The organism is Rhizobium bangladeshense (genome assembly GCF_001662075.1).
In the GTDB taxonomy this organism is placed as follows: domain Bacteria; phylum Pseudomonadota; class Alphaproteobacteria; order Rhizobiales; family Rhizobiaceae; genus Rhizobium; species Rhizobium bangladeshense_B.
In genome coordinates, this window is record NZ_LYPL01000012.1 from 18,340 (window position 1) to 34,651 (window position 16,312).

Here is a 16,312-nt window from a genome sequence, read left to right on the forward strand (position 1 = left end):
GCAATACGCGTGAAGGGACACGGGCACGCCGGGTTACGACAACGCGCGCCTCACAGCCCTCTCTGCCTTCCCGGTGCTCAATGCCGACAGGATGGACAGCCCGTGTTCGGCTCGGCCCACGTTTTTCTTGATATATGCTGCTTCGGCCGGAAAGAGCTGGGCCCTCCAGTAGTTGATGAGGATAAGGGCGCTTTGGCGCGCCTTTATCAGTCCGACGAGCAGTTCTGCTTCAAGCGGGGGGAGCTCGATCACCGACGCATAGCCAGCGATCAGATTTTCTGCGCCGCCCAGAGGAAGGGAGGGGTCCGTTACCAGGTGGCTTGCCGCAATCGCCAGATCCTGAATCCGTGGCCCCCAGCAGCCGTCGCCAAAATCAATGAAGGCTATACCACCATCGGTTAGGAGTGTGTTGAACGGGCTGGGGTCATTGTGCGTGACCTGCCAGGTTACTTCGCGCAGTCGCGGCTCGATCAGCTCAACATAATTGTTCATGGCAAGACGCACGGATGCCGCAACGGGCCCTGACGGCAGATGCTCCTCCAGGTCCATCAGCCTTGACCAGCATCCTACATGCCAAAGAACTGGGCGGTGCATGGCGGGTAGCCTTAGAGGCTCGAGAGCCAAACTGAGTCGGCCGAGCGCCCGGCCGACCCGGTAAAGGACGTCCGAAGTCGCGTCCGCCCGATGCAGCGGCCCCCCTGAAAGGCGGGTCTGAAGGTAGCCGCAAATCTCATCCTCTTCGAACATCAGCATCGCATCTCCGGTACGCACAATACGAGGTGCTGCGAAACCGAAAGCGCCTTCCAGCCCGGCGAGGGCCGCAACCTGGAAGCGGAAGCTGTCTCGTCCTTCGGGCCGTGCCGAAGTTTTGAGGATCAACTGATCGCCGTTCAACAGGGTGACCTCCGTGGTACACTCGACCTCAGAGGAAAGAACTTTCATCGCTCCCGTCAGACCGTAATGGCGCAGTAGCAACTCACCGGACAACTGGGCTTCTGCAGGGTTCGGCTTTGTCGCCAGAATAGCGGCAGCGGCCTTGAAATATGCTTTGGTGAACGGCTCGCGGACTGACTGTTTGCCGCCTGAGTGACGGGCGTCGTCGTCTGAAACCGGATCGTTACAATCACTCACGAGTGAGACCCTCGCACTGTTTGGAGTCGGCGGCATGCTCATCCGACAAGCGCCTTTGGGGATTGGCATCGAGGCCGCCCGCGCCCGACCCTGAAAGGCGCCGGGCGTTTATGGCTGAACGCAATACCCGGTTCCCGCCTTCGGACGGTCGCTCGGGCCTGGCTTTGATAGTCTCCTCGCCGGCGCCGCCATCCATGCTTGCGCCGCCGGACACTGCGGTACTGTAACGTTTCCCGGCTCGCGACACTCAGGTAGACCGAAGTGAAGAGAGGTATTCAGACGTATTCAGGTTTCCTCAGAGCCCGACAACGCCCGGCAAACCCGAGATCCCGGAGATTTCTGTATAGCCGTAATAGGGATTGGCCGGCTCGTGACCGCGATTGACCCAAACCTTGTTCTTGATCCCGAGGTCATGTGCGGACATCAGATCGTAACGGAACGAGGAAGAGCAATGCAGTATGTCCTCCGGACCGCAACCAAGCATATCGAGCATATATTCGAAGGCCCGGAAGTGCGGCTTATAGGCGCCGGCATCTTCGGCGGTGTAAACGGCGTGGAAAGGCGCGCCGAGCTTCTCAACGTTGGACATGATCTGCGAGTTCATCGCATTTGACAGGATGACCAGCGGAATTTCCTTGGCGACCTTGGCAAGACCCGCCGGAACGTCGGGGTGCGGCCCCCAGGTGGGAACCCGTTGGTAAACCATCTGCGCGTCTTCGTCCTGGAACTCGATGCCGTTGCGTTTGCAGGTCCTTGCCAATGCGTTATGGACGACCTCTGCATAGGGTTTCCAGTCGGCCATGACTTCATCGAGCCGGTATGCAGAGAAGTCGGCGATAAATTGCAGCATTTTCTGCTCGCTCATGCGCTCGGCGTAGAGATCGCGTGCCGCCTCCGCCATCTGGAAGTTGATGAGCGTGCCGTGGCAGTCGAAGGTGATGTATTTTGGGCGGAAAGTAGACATGCGCTTCGTCCTTACTTGCGGGGAGTTGTTCAAGTTATGACTAACCATAGCCCGGCTGGCGCTTTTGAATTACCCGGACATACTGGATCATCAGCACAAAATGCTGGAGGGAAACGTCATTTGCCCTTGTGATTGCGGATCGAGAGTGATCCGCGGTCGTTTCTTTAGTCATTGGACAGCAGTTATCAGTCAATCAGCCTCTCTGGAAACAAACCGCATTCATGGAGTCGGTTTGTTCCGCAGCGTCTCCCGAGCGCCTGTCGAAACACTCTGCCAAACCCCTCCCGCGAAACAAAACAATCTGCTCAAGGCGCGAGGGAATACGGCTGATAGACCACCCCTCACCTTTTATAATGATCGCAGTTCAGCTCGTGATGCACCGATGGACCCGATCAAATGAAGTGGAGGGATCAGCATGAGAACGCTGCTGCTCAATAAGGACGAAGTCGGACGGCTCATCAGCAAGACGGACGTCATCGGCGCGGTCGAAGAGGCTTACAAGGGATTCAGCGGTGGGCAGGTGGAGCAACCCGGCTATGTCGGAATAGATCTCCCCTCTCACCGTGGCGAAATCGACTTCAAGCTCGGTTACTATAAAGTCAACGAAATCATTTCCATGAAGGCGCACTCTGGCGGGTTCGCCAACAACCCTGCAGAACACGGCGTGCCCAACAGCATGGGTACGATACTGCTGTTTGATGCCAGGAGCTGCGCATTGATTTGCATCATGGATGGTAGTTTGATCACCGGCTTCAGAACAGGGGCGGCGGGAGCCGTCTCCGTCAAGGCACTGGCGAGAAAGAACGCCAGGACAATCACCTCGATCGGCACTGGTAATCAGGCAAGGATGCAAATCCGGGCGATCAACGAGATCATGAAGATCGAAAAGATCCACGCCTGGGACAGCACGCGGGAAACCTGTTCCAAGTACAAGGCGGACATCGAGCGCGAATTGGGTATTCCCGTCGTCGTTGCAAGTTCTAAGAGGGAGGCGGTCGAGCAGGCCGACATCCTGGTCACGACAACCCGAGGAAAAGGGTCGCTTGTGGAAAAGGATTGGGTGAAGCCAGGTACACACATTGTCGCAATAGGCACAGATCAACGCGGCAAACAGGAACTGGATCCGGAGCTATTCAGGAACGCGAAAATTGTCGTCGACTCGCTCTCGCAATGTACGGAGAAGGGCGAGACTTGGCACCCGCTGAACAAAAACATCATCGCAAAAGCCGACATCCATGGCGAAATCGGCGAGGTACTGCTGGGTAGGAAGCCGGGACGACAAAGTGATGATGAAATGACGATCTTCGATTCCACAGGCATGGCCATACAGGACAACACGACCGCCAGCAAAATTTATCAGAACGCAATAGCCAATAACGTCGGCACTTTCTTCCAGTTTTTTTGAGGAATGACCATGCGCAACTATCCCACCATTCAGGACATCCGTGAAGCTCAGCAACGACTAAAGCCGCATGTCAGGCACACGCCGCTATTGCGTGCCGACAAGATCGAGAAGGCGGCTGGTTGTCAGCTCTACCTCAAGCCGGAAACCCTGCAGATCACTGGCGCATTCAAGATCCGCGGCGCCCTGAACAAGGCTCTCTCGCTCCCCCGAGAAGAGATCGCAAACGGGATCATTGCGACCTCGTCGGGCAACCACGCCCAGGCGCTTGCTTACGCAGCCAAGATGCTCGGCGTAAAGGTGATTTTGGTGCTGCCGGTCAGCACACCCAAAATCAAGATCGCCAATACGGAAGTCCTTGGCGCCGAAGTCATTCTTTTTGATGGTGATAATGCCGCTAGATGGAGAAGAGTCTACGAGATAGCCGAAGGAAACAATTATGCGGTCATTCACGGCTTCGAGGACCCCGTCGTAATGGCTGGTCAGGGAACGATCGGGTGTGAGATCCTCGAAGACTTGGAAGATGTGGACACGGTTATCGTACCCCTGGGCGGCGGAGGGCTGATCTCGGGCATCGCCACTGCGATAAAAGAAACCAAGCCATCGGTGCGCGTTATCGGGGCAGAGCCTGCCTTGACGCCGAAGTATTTTCACAGCCGGATAAACAAGGAGCGCACATCGCTTCCGTTAAAGAACACGATTGCGGATGGTTTGCGGTTAAGTGTTCCGGGTCAAAATCCGTACCCGATTATCGAAAAGTATGTCGACGAGATTGTGCTTGTTGAAGACGAGCAAATCATCGCCGGAATGCGTGCACTTGCCAAGGATGCGAAATTGATCGCTGAACCCGCCGCCTCCATAGGAATAGGAGCACTGTTGGCGGGCAGCTTGGACGTAAAGCCTGATGAGAAAGTATGTGCGGTTTTGTCTGGCGGAAATTGGGATCTATCCGACCTTGCCGAGATTTACAATGTAGCGCCGTGATCCGTTTCACCTTCTGTCAGTGCACCAACCCGATCGCCGTTGAACATCTGCGATCCGCATATCCTCTGCTCAAATACACAGTCTGACCCCGGGGCCAAACGCAGGCTTCATTCGGCAGGGACGACAGACCAAGCCAGATATGGGAGCGACCAATGAAACATGCCCACAGCTTTTATATCGACGGCGAGTGGGTCGAGCCGTCGGTATCGAAAACACGTGAGGTCATCGATCCCTCGACGGAGCAGCCGATCGGTACGATCGCACTCGGAAGTGCCGCCGACGCGGAAAAGGCGGTCGCAGCTGCGCGGCGGGCCTTTGCCTCCTTCTCGCAGACGTCCAATGAAGAGCGCATCGAACTGCTGAAGCGCATTGTGACGATCCTGAAGCGCCGCAACGACGAGCTCGGCGACGTTATCTCACGGGAAATGGGCGCGCCGCTCGCCATGGCCCGTGCCGAGCAGGCAGGCATCGGCGCTGTCCATTTCGAGCAGGCGATCAAGGCTTGCGAGGCCTTTGCCTTCGAGTACGTGCAGGGGACCACGCGCATCCTGCACGAGCCGGTGGGTGTGGTTGCGATGATCACGCCGTGGAACTGGCCGATCAATCAGATCGCCTGCAAGGTCGCTCCGGCGCTCGCCACGGGATGCACCATGGTCCTGAAGCCTTCGGAGATCGCTCCCTTTAACGCCATGATCTTCGCCGAGATTATGGATGAGGCCGGCGTGCCGAAGGGGGTCTTCAACCTCGTCCAAGGCGACGGGCCTACCGTAGGTGCGGTACTGGCCGGCCACCCGGATGTGGACATGGTGTCCTTCACCGGGTCGACCCGCGCCGGCATTGCCGTGGCGCAGGCGGCGGCACCAACCGTGAAGCGGGTGCATCAGGAGCTCGGCGGCAAATCACCGAACATCGTCCTGCGCAGCGCCGACTTTTCAGCCGCGGTAGCCGCCGGCGTGCGCCGGTGCTTCGGCAATTCCGGCCAGACCTGTACTGCGCCAACCCGGATGCTGGTGCCGGCGGAGCGAATGGACGAAGCAAGCGCAATCGCTGCGAGGGAAGCGGCTGCGCTCATTGTCGATTCCCCTTCGGATCCGCGCACCGACCTCGGACCAGTCGCAAGCGTCGCCCAGTTCAACAAGATCCAGGCGTTGATCGAACGCGGCATCGCGGAAGGAGCGGAGCTGGTCGCGGGTGGCCCTGGCCGCCCGTCGCATCTCAACGCAGGTTACTACGTGCGCCCGACCGTGTTTGCCCGCGTCACCAATCAGATGACGATCGCGCGGGAGGAGATCTTCGGCCCGGTACTGTCGATCATCGGCTATGACAGCGAAGAGGAAGCGGTCGCGATCGCCAACGACACGCCCTACGGCCTGGCAGCCTACATTCAGGGAGATCCGAAGGAGGCGCGCGCGCTCGCAGACAGGCTGCGCGCCGGAACCGTTCGCCTCAACGGCTCCGCCTGGGACGCAGCTGCACCTTTCGGCGGCTACAAGCAATCAGGCAATGGTCGGGAGTACGGGAAATTTGGACTGCACGAGTTTACCGAAATCAAGGGCATCGTCGGCTTCTTAGACGAGTGCGACACGCAAACATAGCGGAGTCGTCGAAAGCGGGTGTCGAGCATCGCGCTTTCCCAAACGTACGGCACACACTCGATGAAAGGGATAAAGGTCGCCTCACATCTACAAGAAGACGGAAACCTGGCCGCCGCTTTTGATCGGCCACCACAGGCTGGAGAGCACCGGCGCAATACCTCGAGATCGACGTCGACCACACCTTAACGATTCCAGAGCAAGTTGAATTGCGGTGCTTGTGGCTGCGCTTCTAATTGAAGCGCCCTGAGGATTCTTAGCCCAGCTATCCCCCACGCTTTGCTGACGAGCGCTGTGCGCCCCAATCAATCGTCGAGGAACAGCCTGGGTTAATCGAAAGCGGACATCGATAGCGGCAGCACACCAAACGCGCCGCGAGCCCGACGTCCGGATCGCACCATAGCCTAACGCCGGCAAGTCACGCGTACGCAAGGGAGGGCATGCTTGCCCCTCCGAACGATAAAGAGAGGGGGCGAAAGTCCGCCCCGGTCTCATAAGCAAAATGGCCTGAGCCCCGTTTTCAGGCACGCTTGAGAGCCGGCTCCAGGCCAACGGCAGCAGCCAACCCGCCGATATCCTTGATCTCAGTGTATTCGTAATAGGGATTGGCCGGCTCATGGCCGCGGTTGACCCAGACCTTGCTCTTGATGCCCAGGTCATAGGCGGTCATCAGGTCGTAGCGAAAGGATGAGGACACATGAGTAATGTCTTCCGGTCCGCAGCCGAGCTTGTCGAGCATGTATTCGAAGCCCTTCATCAGAGGTTTGTATGCCCCGACTTCTTCTGCCGTGATTACCATATGGATGGGCGCGCCCAGCTTTTCCACATTCGACATGATCAGGCTGTTCATGGAGTTCGACAGGATGACCAGCGGAATTTCCTTGGCCACTTTGGACAGGCCAGCCGGGACGTCCGGGTGCGGTCCCCAGGTTGGCACCTCATCATAGATGCGTTGCGCGTCTTCGGGTTTGAACAGGATACCGATACGCTTGCAACTGCGTTCGATTGAATTGTGCACCACTTCGACGAACGGTTTCCATGGGCCCAGCACCTCGTCAAGGCGATAGCCCCTGAAAGCCTCGACGAAGGCTGCCATCGTTTCAGGGGAGAGGCGCTCACCGTAGACGCGCCGTGCTGCGCCGGCCATGTCGAAATTGGTGAGCGTGCCGTAGCAGTCGAAGGTCACGTACTTCGGTCGAAATTGAGTCATCGCGTGTATTCCTTCCAATTTTCATGGCACGGTGTGCCTATCCAAGGTCATTTGGCGGGCATGCCGCCTGTCTAAAGAGGTCGCGGTCCCAACAGACCCCAGCGGACGCAGCAGGTACCCTTGAGAATCTGCTCATTTCCCCTGCCTTTAAAGCGGATCACTCCGACGTGTTCGCTGCATTCCGACCAGTGGGAGCACACTGGCATAAGTTGGAGGCGATAGCAACCGATTGTCCAACAATTTTTTCGTCTTCCGAACGGTAGCGCACAGTCGACCTGCGTGAGTCGCTTCCGAAAACAAGTTACCACTAACCGAATACATCATTGTGTTTGTGGGCTTTTTTGCCTTCCTAAGCCTGCAATCATCAAAAACAGTTAGTTTGATCAGATCCAGCATCGAAATAAATTGTTGTACAAAATTTGAAGTATGGGATACTGAGGGTCATCAAGCCTGCATGATATGAATGAGTTTGAAGATGGGTCACAAGCATCAGTACGGGCCAGCCCGCGTCCCTGAGCTTTCCGAGGCGTGCCATACCGTGGGCGCTGCGGAAGCCGAACGAATCGCCGAGCGGCTATATGGCAAACGCGGCTCGGCGGCGCGCTTTGAAACAGAAAAGGACGACACCTTCCTCCTCGACTGCGCCGCCCAGGGGAAGTTTGTCTTGAAGATCGCTCATCCTTCTGAGCGGATCGAGGAACTCGACTTCCAGGTGTCGCTGATGCGTCATTTGGAGCAACGAGCCCCTGATCTACCAATCCCGCGCACATTTCGCGATGTCGACGGGACGGATTTGCCCATCGTCACGACGAGTGGCGGCGAGCGGCGAGTCGTACGCCTTATTACATTCCTTTCCGGCACCCCGCTCGACCGGACGTCTTGCACAGCGCCACAGCGTGAAGGGATCGGCGAAATCCTGGCAAAGCTGCGTCATGCCATGGCCGATTTCTCGCACCCCGCAGACGGCCGGACGGTGGCATGGGACGTCACCCATCTGCTAGACCTCACCGATCTGTTGAGCTTCATCCCTGAGGGCGGCAAGCGGGCCTGGACCGTCCGTGCGCTCGAACGGTTTGCCGAAATCAAGCCGAAGCTCGACCTGTGCCGGCGGCAAGTGCTCCACAACGACTTCAATACGTCGAACCTGGTCGCCGATCACACTAGTCCGCAGTTCCTGACCGGCGTCATCGACTTCGGCGATGCGGTCCGCACCGCCATCGCCGTCGATGTCTCCACGGCGTTGATGAACCAGATGCCAAAAACGTTCGACCATGGGACCCGGCGTGACCTGTTCGACGAAGCGCGCGACGTTCTGCGCGGTTATCTCCGCCATGCCGAACTGACGGACGAGGAGCTCCGGCTCATTCCCTTCCTGTCGATGGGCCGGCTTGCGGTTCGTGCGCTGCTGACATGCTGGCGCGCAGAGATCTTCCCCGAGAATAGCCGCTACATCCTGCGCAATACAGAAGCCGGCTGGGCCCACCTCGAGTGGTTTCACTCAATTTCGACCGCACAGATTTCCGATCTTTTGACACGATAGGAACAGCAATGTCCAAGCAAGCGACTACCCTGCCTAAGGGCTTCCGTGGCGACATGCCAAACGGCTTCAACCCTCAGGACACGTCTCATCTCACAAGTGAAGATCTGGCGCATGTCGCCAGGCGGCAAAGGCTGCTCGGACCGGCTTATCGGCTCTTCTACAAGTCCCCGGTTGAGATCTCCCGTGCGAAGGGCGTGTTCCTCTACGACAAGCACGGCAACGAATATCTTGATGCCTATAACAACGTGGTGTCGCTGGGTCACTCTCATCCGCGTGTCGTTGAGGCGATCCAGAAGCAGCTCGAGGTACTCTGTACCCACACGCGCTACATGCAGGAGCCGCTGCTGGACTACGCCGAAGCCCTGATCAATACTTTCGGTGGCGAACTCGGCCGGACCGGATGCGCGATGTTCACATGCACGGGCTCGGAAGCCAACGATCTCGCCTTGCGGATCGCGCGTTACCACACACGCAGGACCGGCGTCATCGTCACGGCGGAAGCCTATCACGGTAACAGCGGCGCGGTGGCGGCAATCTCGCCGTCGCTCGGCAGGAAGTCGGCTTTGGATCCCTATCTTCGCACGGTCGCCGCGCCGGATTCCTATCGCCTGCCCGTCGAGGAAATCGGCCGGCGGATGGCCGAGGATGTCGCGCGACAGATCACCGACATGGAGCGGCATGGCGGGGGCCTAGCGGCCTTCATCGCCGATTCCGTCTTCTCCTCCGATGGTCTCTACGTCGATCCGACGGACGTATTGGCGCCAGTGGCGGAAGTTGTGCGCAAAGCTGGCGGCCTGTTCATTGCCGACGAGGTGCAATCCGGATTCGGGCGGACCGGCACCCATCTTTGGGGCCACAGCCGTCACAAGGTCGATCCGGATATCGTCACAATGGGCAAACCCATGGGCAACGGCTATCCCGTTGCCGGCGTGGTGCTGCGGCCCGAACTCGTTGCCGAATTCGGATCCAGCATGCGCTACTTCAACACGTTTGGCGGCAACTCCGTTGCTATCGCCGCTGCAAGAGCCGTTCTCGACACGATTCTCGAGGAAGGCCTGTTGGACAATGCCGTCAAGGTCGGCGGCGAAATCCTTGACGGCCTCCAGAGCCTGCAGAAAAAATACGAATTTGTCGGCGATGTTCGCGGGGCCGGCCTTTATTTCGCCGTCGAACTCGTTACGGACAGAGACAGGAAAACGCCGGACATGGACCGTGCGCTTGCGGCGGTCAACGCCCTGCGCGACCGGCGCATCCTCATTTCCGCGACGGGAGCGGACGCACATATCCTGAAGATCAGGCCGCCGCTCATCTTCACATCGGCCAACGCGGCGCGTTTGCTCGAGGGCGTCGACGAGGCGCTTCGGTCCGTGCGGATCTAGGACCCGCCAGCATGCGGCGAGGAGGTACCATATCATCTCCCTTGCCCTGCGCCGCAGCATGTGGCGTAGGTATACGACATAAACAACGAGCAAAGCCAAAGCCAAAGCCATGCCGTCGCTGCCCGCCAAGAACCGAGCCGAAGATCCAGAGATGAACGTCGAGCCCTTGCCCGCTAGCGCGGTGGAGATCCTGACTCAGGCCTTGCGACGGCGCATCTTGTCGGGGGATTTCCAGCCGGGCGAGTTCCTACGCGACGTGAAGATGTGCGAAGAGCATTCGACCTCGCGGCACACGTTCCGTACAGCAGCCCAGGTGCTCGTCACGCAAGGTCTGTTGCGTCAGATACCGAACCGGGGCTTCGTAGTGCCGGAATTCGGGCCTGACGATATTGTCGATATCACGCGGGTGCGCGGCGCCATTGAGGGCGAGGCCATACGTCTGATCGTGCTGACCGGCGTTATCCCATCTCAGGCGCTGGAGGCGATCGATGTTATGCACAGGTCGACCCTGTCCTCCGACAGATCCCTGTTGGTTGCTGCGGACCGCGACTTCCACCGCGCGATCATCGCCTCCAGCGGGAGCGCTCGGCTCAAGCGGACCTATTCGGACCTTGAGGGCGAGATCGAGCTTCTTCTCGCACAGCGGCAGGATTTCTACTCGACCGCCGAAGAAATGGCGGAAGAACATGAGCGGCTCATCAACAGCTTGAGGAGCCGTCACTATGATACTGCGCGGGATGCATTCCAGGAGCATTGGGAAGATCTCCAGATCAAATTGCTCGATCAACGCTGACCAACGCTCGCCAAGAATGTGACGTTTCGGAGAAAGACCACCTCTCAGGCGGTGCTGAGGATGCCGGCGCCGCGGGTTCGACGCCAATCGCATGTCCGATAACCGTCCCCGACAGTCAACTTGAGCCATAACGCTGCGGAGAAGTTTTATGCGTGAATACTCCATCGCAACCATACCCGCCGACGGCATCGGACCTGAGGTGATCGCTGCTGGCCAGACTGTTCTTTCAACCCTGGAGACGCGGCTCGGCGACGTAAAATTCACCTTCGAAAATTTCAACTGGGGATCTGACTACTACAAGAAGCATGGCGTGATGATGCCCTCGGACGGGCTGGAGCAGCTCAAGAAATTCGACGCTATCTATTTCGGCGCGGTCGGCGCACCGGATGTTCCCGACCATGTCACGCTGTGGGGGCTCAGATTGCCGATCTGCCAGGGCTTCGACCAGTACGCCAATGTCCGGCCAACCAAGATCCTGCCTGGCATAACTTCGCCGCTGCGCAATTGCGGGATCGGCGATCTCGACTGGGTGATTGTGCGGGAGAACTCCGAAGGTGAATATTCGGGCCATGGCGGCCGCGCTCACCGCGGCCTACCCGAAGAGGTCGGCACCGAGGTCGCCATCTTCACCCGCGTCGGCGTCAAGCGCATCATGCGATACGCTTTCAGGCTGGCCCAGTCCCGACCGCGCAAGTTGCTTACGGTTGTTACGAAGTCCAATGCCCAGCGGCATGGTTGGTCATGTGGGACGAGATCGCCTCCGAGGTGGCGACGGAATTCCCCGGCGTGACGTGGGACAAGATGCTGGTCGATGCCATGACGGTCCGGATGACGCTCAAGCCGCAGAGCCTCGACACGATAGTGGCAACGAACCTGCACGCCGACATTCTTTCCGATCTCGCTGGTGCGCTTGCGGGTAGTCTGGGGGTTGCACCGACGGCGAACATCGATCCGGAGCGTCGCTTTCCCTCGATGTTCGAGCCGATCCACGGCTCCGCCTTCGACATTGCCGGAAAGGGCATCGCTAACCCGGTTGCCGCCTTCTGGACTGCTGCCCAGATGCTTGACCACCTCGGCGAGCGGGAAGGCTCGGCCCGCCTCATGCGCGCTGTCGAGCGGGTGACCGGCGCCGGAATCCTAACCCCCGACGTGGGCGGCTCAGCTACTACCCAGGAGGTTACCGAGGCCGTCTGCGACGCGATCCACTTTTCGAATTTGTAGAGGCACGTGGTCGACGATGACCTGGAGCGATCACAAAGCAAGGAAGCCATTTCGCCGGCACCATCTCATCAGTGGGAATTAGCCAATGAAACTTGATCGGATTGACGTCAAGATACTGAACGCACTGCAGACGAATGGCCGGATGACGAATGTCGAGCTTTCGGAAATGGTCAACCTCTCGCCAAGTCCCTGTTTGTTGCGGGTAAGAAAGCTGGAGGCGAAGGGCTATATTCAGGGCTACTCTGCGCAGATCAATATCGCAAAACTCGGCCAGACGCTGACGGTGTTCACCGAAATCACGCTGAAGAACCACCGTCAACTTGACTTCGCGAGATTTATCAGTGCGATCGAGAAGTTTGATCAAGTTATCGAGTGCCATTTGGTTTCGGGAGGCTACGATTATCTCGTCAAATTTGTCACCACCGGAATCGACGAGTACCAGACGATCATGGAGCAGCTTCTCGATTTGGAGATCGGCATTGACAAGTATTTCACCTTCGTCGTCTTGAAGTCGCCCCTGATCAAAGTGCATTTGCCGCTTGCAAGCCTGTTCCAGCCGGCATCTCGTGCCGCTGGTATGATGAGAGACGACAACTGAAGAACAGGCTATGGGTGCTTACCATTTCAAAGCGGCGGAGCCGTGGATGTTGCAAGAGCGGGAGCGCCATGCTCAAGGGTACTCCGTGGTCGGCAGCAGAGCAGAGGGGAAAGCGCCAACGCGGAATCAGATCGGAGCCGACCCTCCGAGCGCGGGGGCGATGCAGCGGGGCACAGCCAGCACTGGATCTAAGGAGCTACCCGTCAGATGGGCGTCCATTTTGACAGGCAGCATACACGTAAGGGCCGATGAATAAGAGTTTGCGGCCTTGTCTTGGGGGGAACTGGGATAATTGGCCTTGCCGGAATTTCCAGTGAATCCTTCGTGATCGCCACTCGCGGGGGCGCCTTTGGGGCGAGACGCTTTTTCCCAGCGGTAGCCAGATCTGACCAATGTCGCCGGGTCGCACTTCGGATTTTCACGTTAGCCGATAGCTTGGCTCGCAAGGCAGAAAGTTTGAACGGCCGGTGTTTCAGATCGACCCGCCGCGCCGCGAACCATCGCAACGACGCTGCCCTCCTTAGGTAGCCCCCAGTCCGCGAGTGGTGACGAAAGGCCGGTCTGTTCCGGGACATCGACTCTTACAATGCGACCTTCCTTGCCCGAGAGGATGAAGGCAAGCAAGTCCCTCGCCTGTTCCGGGTTTTCCGCAACGACGGGCCCGACGACCTCACCCTTTCCGAACAACCGCGTAGCCGCAAATGCGACGATACGATTACCTTCCCGGATCGCGGCGAAACTCCCCTCATTCGCCAGGGCGTTGTATATCGCGTCACGGTCGGCCCCGAATGCCGTACGATCGAGCGCTTTGATTGCCGGCAGCGCGTCAGGCCCGATCCACTCAACATTCTCAGGAGCACCTGCCTGACCGGCAATGCCTTGATGACGGACGATTTGGTGCGTCGCGACGAATCCGAGTTTTTCATATAGAGGCAAGCCGTCATTCGTCGCCGACAATCGGCATTCACGCTCACCAGCGAGTTCCAACACGGCGGTGGTCAATTTTCTTCCCACCCCCCGTCCACGCTGGCTTTCATCGACAATAATCATGTTAATGGCAGAGCAAGTGTCGCCGAAGGGAGTCATGAGGGCGGTACCCACAACCCGGTCGCCGGCGAGCGCAACGCGCCCTTCGCTCAGAGACCGTATCATTTCCCAGTCTTCCCGCCTGTGCGCCCAACCCGCTGCACGCGACAGCGCGAGGGCTCCGCCCACATGATGAGCCTCGAAAGGCGCAAGAACGATCGATTCTGTTTGCATGAGTTCATCCATTCGTGGGTCTCCTGCTCACCAGTGATAAGAGCGAAGGGTCTATGAAGCCGCGGCGGAGAAGCGAGACTCCTGGCCGTACCGGACACGGATCTACAAGCCGAGTAACGAGCGACGGATAAACCGCCCATCGATTTCAAGTCTCGCCGGCCGAAACGGCTTGCCTGCCGCCTCGCCCCGTCCCGCCTGCAAATGCGAAGATGCACGTTAAAACGGCATCGTTTGCTCGAATGATCAGGTGACGGTGACGAAAATCTTCCGCACCGTCTCGATTGTCTTCCAGACCCCGACGTAGCCCGGCTTCATCACGAAGCTGTCGCCCGCGGAATAAATGACCGGATCTTTGCCCTTTTCCGTCAGCTCGATCACACCATGCACAAGATGACAAAATTCAAATGTTTCGCCCTTGATGGAGTGCGTTTCACCGGGCGTCGCCTCGAAAACACCGGTATTGACCTTGCCGTCCTTGGCGGTGTCCTGCAACCACGTCTTGAAGGCGGGGCTGCCCGCAATCAGGCGCTCCGGCTCGGCAGTTCTATGCTTCGGCTCGAAGGATGGATTCGGGTCGATGGTTTTCAGTAGGGACATTTATCTCTCCTATTCTTGCTGCAGTCACCCGCGGCATCGTTCCGTGTTTGGAGCCTGCCTGACGTCGCACATGATTGCTAACCGGCAAGCGGCCTTGCTCGCGACGACCTACCAGGTGACGGCGATGTACTTCGTTTCGAGGTATTCGAGCATTCCGTGGTGGCTGCCTTCGCGCCCGAGGCCACTCTGTTTCATGCCGCCGAAGGGCGCGGCAGCGTCGGAGACGACGCCGCGGTTAATTCCGACCATGCCGCTTTCCAGCCTGCCCGCGACTGCGAGCGTACGCTTGAGGTCCCGGCTAAAGACATAGGATACCAGCCCGTATTCGGTATCGTTGGCCAACTCGACGACCTCGTCCTCGGTATCGAATATAATAACTGGCGCGACCGGACCGAAAATTTCCTCGCTAAGGATCTCAGCGTCTGGAGAAACACCGGCCAGAACAGTTGGCAGATAATAGAAGCCCTGGCCGTTCAATCTGCTACCACCGGTAACCAGCCGGGCCCCCTTGGCGATCGCGTCGTCTACCAAGCGCTCCACCTTGGTCACCGCGGCATCGGTGATCAGCGGGCCAAGCTGCGTATCCGGCGCTAGTCCTGGTCCGACATTGAGCGCTGCCATCTCTTCCGCGAAGCGCCGTGTGAAATCAGCCGCAATCCCCTTTTGGACGTAGAAGCGGTTTGCGGCCGTGCAGGCCTCGCCGCCGTTGCGCATCTTGGCGACCATTGCGCCGGCGACGGCCGTCTCCAGATCGGCATCGTCGAAGACGATGAAAGGCGCATTGCCGCCCAGCTCCATGGAACAACTGACGACCTGGTCCGCAGCCTCGCGCAGCAGTATTCTGCCAACACCTGTCGAGCCAGTGAACGACAGCTTCCGCACCCGCTTGTCATGCAGCATTGCGCTGACGACTGGGCCGGCTTTCTTCGTGGGAACGATGTTGACCGCTCCGGCGGGAACACCTGCCTGTCGCATCAGTTCTCCGATCGCGAGCGCCGTCAGAGGTGTCTCGGCTGCCGGCTTCAGGATGCAGGTGCAGCCTGCGGCCAATGCCGGAGCAATTTTCCGAGTCGCCATCGCTGCCGGGAAATTCCAGGGTGTCACCAATACCGCGATACCAATCGGCTCATGGCTCACAATGATCTGGTTGGCGCCCGAAGGCGCTGATCCAAATTCACCGGGAGCCCTTACGGCTTCCTCCGCATACCAGCGGAAGAACTCTGCCGCGTAGGCGACTTCCGATCTCGCATCCGGAAGCGCCTTGCCATTTTCCACCGTAATCAGCTGCGCCAGCCACTCTGACTGTTCGAGAAGAAGATGAAAACACCTCATCAGAATATCCGAGCGCTGCCGCGGCGAAGTCGCCTTCCAGGCCGCAGCCGCCCTTTCTGCCGCGTCGACGGCCGCCATTGCATCCTGGATGTCACCGTCGCAAACCGCGGCGACTGCGTTCGCCGTCGAAGGATCGATCACATCAAAGGTGCGGCCACTCTTTGCCGAGACCCATTCGCCGCCTATGAACAGTTGGTTAGGAGCATCGCACGCTACAGCCGCCGCCCGCGAAGGGGCGACATGGCTTGTTTCAAGTGTCGGAGTTGTTTTCACGTTCAGCACCATTTTCGCTACCAATCCGGATTTTCG

At 58.7% G+C, this 16,312-nt stretch carries 13 protein-coding genes and 1 pseudogene; 8 read left to right on the plus strand and 6 right to left on the minus strand.

What is annotated here, in order from left to right; genetic code table 11:
- Positions 1-33 precede the first annotated feature (33 nt).
- Together A7X77_RS22010 and A7X77_RS22015 are read right to left on the minus strand one after the other, a co-directional pair.
- Positions 34-1,131: a phosphotransferase enzyme family protein gene (locus A7X77_RS22010; protein WP_064685145.1), complete on the minus strand. Its 1,098-nt coding sequence runs from the start codon at positions 1,129-1,131 to the stop codon at positions 34-36.
- Between the two features lie 295 nt (positions 1,132-1,426).
- Positions 1,427-2,095: a haloacid dehalogenase type II gene (locus tag A7X77_RS22015; protein WP_064684968.1), complete on the minus strand. Its 669-nt coding sequence runs from the start codon at positions 2,093-2,095 to the stop codon at positions 1,427-1,429.
- Positions 2,096-2,510: 415 nt separating this feature from the next.
- Between A7X77_RS22015 and A7X77_RS22020 the strand changes: the two genes are divergently transcribed.
- The 3 genes from A7X77_RS22020 (at position 2,511) to A7X77_RS22030 (ending at position 6,076) form a co-directional block, all read left to right on the plus strand.
- Complete coding sequence (locus A7X77_RS22020; protein WP_064684969.1) at positions 2,511-3,500, plus strand: ornithine cyclodeaminase family protein; 990 nt, start codon at positions 2,511-2,513, stop codon at positions 3,498-3,500.
- A 9-nt stretch (positions 3,501-3,509) separates the two neighbouring features.
- Positions 3,510-4,481 (plus strand): threonine/serine dehydratase, encoded by a 972-nt coding sequence (locus A7X77_RS22025; protein ID WP_064684970.1) that lies wholly within the window; start codon positions 3,510-3,512, stop codon positions 4,479-4,481.
- Positions 4,482-4,633: 152 nt separating this feature from the next.
- Positions 4,634-6,076: an aldehyde dehydrogenase family protein gene (locus A7X77_RS22030; protein ID WP_064684971.1), complete on the plus strand. Its 1,443-nt coding sequence runs from the start codon at positions 4,634-4,636 to the stop codon at positions 6,074-6,076.
- A gap of 517 nt (positions 6,077-6,593) precedes the next feature.
- Here the strand turns inward: A7X77_RS22030 and A7X77_RS22035 are convergent.
- Positions 6,594-7,283, minus strand: coding sequence for a haloacid dehalogenase type II (locus tag A7X77_RS22035; protein ID WP_064684972.1), 690 nt, complete (start codon positions 7,281-7,283; stop codon positions 6,594-6,596).
- Positions 7,284-7,746: 463 nt separating this feature from the next.
- Here A7X77_RS22035 and A7X77_RS22040 point away from each other — a divergent pair, with 463 nt between their 5' ends.
- The 5 genes and pseudogenes from A7X77_RS22040 (at position 7,747) to A7X77_RS22060 (ending at position 12,814) form a co-directional block, all read left to right on the plus strand.
- Positions 7,747-8,823, plus strand: coding sequence for a phosphotransferase (locus A7X77_RS22040; protein WP_064684973.1), 1,077 nt, complete (start codon positions 7,747-7,749; stop codon positions 8,821-8,823).
- Positions 8,824-8,831: 8 nt separating this feature from the next.
- The gene (locus A7X77_RS22045; RefSeq protein ID WP_064684974.1) at positions 8,832-10,202 is read left to right on the plus strand and encodes an aspartate aminotransferase family protein; all 1,371 of its coding nucleotides are present in this window, start codon (positions 8,832-8,834) and stop codon (positions 10,200-10,202) included.
- A gap of 151 nt (positions 10,203-10,353) precedes the next feature.
- Positions 10,354-10,995 (plus strand): GntR family transcriptional regulator, encoded by a 642-nt coding sequence (locus A7X77_RS22050; RefSeq protein ID WP_245293782.1) that lies wholly within the window; start codon positions 10,354-10,356, stop codon positions 10,993-10,995.
- A 148-nt stretch (positions 10,996-11,143) separates the two neighbouring features.
- Positions 11,144-12,216 (plus strand): annotated as a pseudogene (locus tag A7X77_RS22055) (tartrate dehydrogenase).
- An 85-nt stretch (positions 12,217-12,301) separates the two neighbouring features.
- Positions 12,302-12,814 (plus strand): Lrp/AsnC family transcriptional regulator, encoded by a 513-nt coding sequence (locus A7X77_RS22060; protein WP_064684976.1) that lies wholly within the window; start codon positions 12,302-12,304, stop codon positions 12,812-12,814.
- Between the two features lie 423 nt (positions 12,815-13,237).
- On the opposite strand, the gene A7X77_RS22070 is transcribed toward A7X77_RS22060, so the two are convergent.
- The 3 genes from A7X77_RS22070 to A7X77_RS22080 form a co-directional block, all read right to left on the minus strand.
- Positions 13,238-14,086 carry a GNAT family N-acetyltransferase gene (locus A7X77_RS22070; protein WP_156668142.1) on the minus strand — a complete coding sequence of 283 codons (849 nt, stop codon included), beginning with the start codon at positions 14,084-14,086 and terminating at the stop codon, positions 13,238-13,240.
- Positions 14,087-14,317: 231 nt separating this feature from the next.
- Positions 14,318-14,671, minus strand: a complete 354-nt coding sequence (locus A7X77_RS22075; RefSeq protein ID WP_064684978.1) for a cupin domain-containing protein — start codon at positions 14,669-14,671, stop codon at positions 14,318-14,320.
- A gap of 108 nt (positions 14,672-14,779) precedes the next feature.
- A complete protein-coding gene (locus A7X77_RS22080; RefSeq protein ID WP_064684979.1) occupies positions 14,780-16,288 on the minus strand; it encodes an NAD-dependent succinate-semialdehyde dehydrogenase in 1,509 nt (502 codons plus the stop codon).
- Between the last annotated feature and the right edge of the window lie 24 nt (positions 16,289-16,312).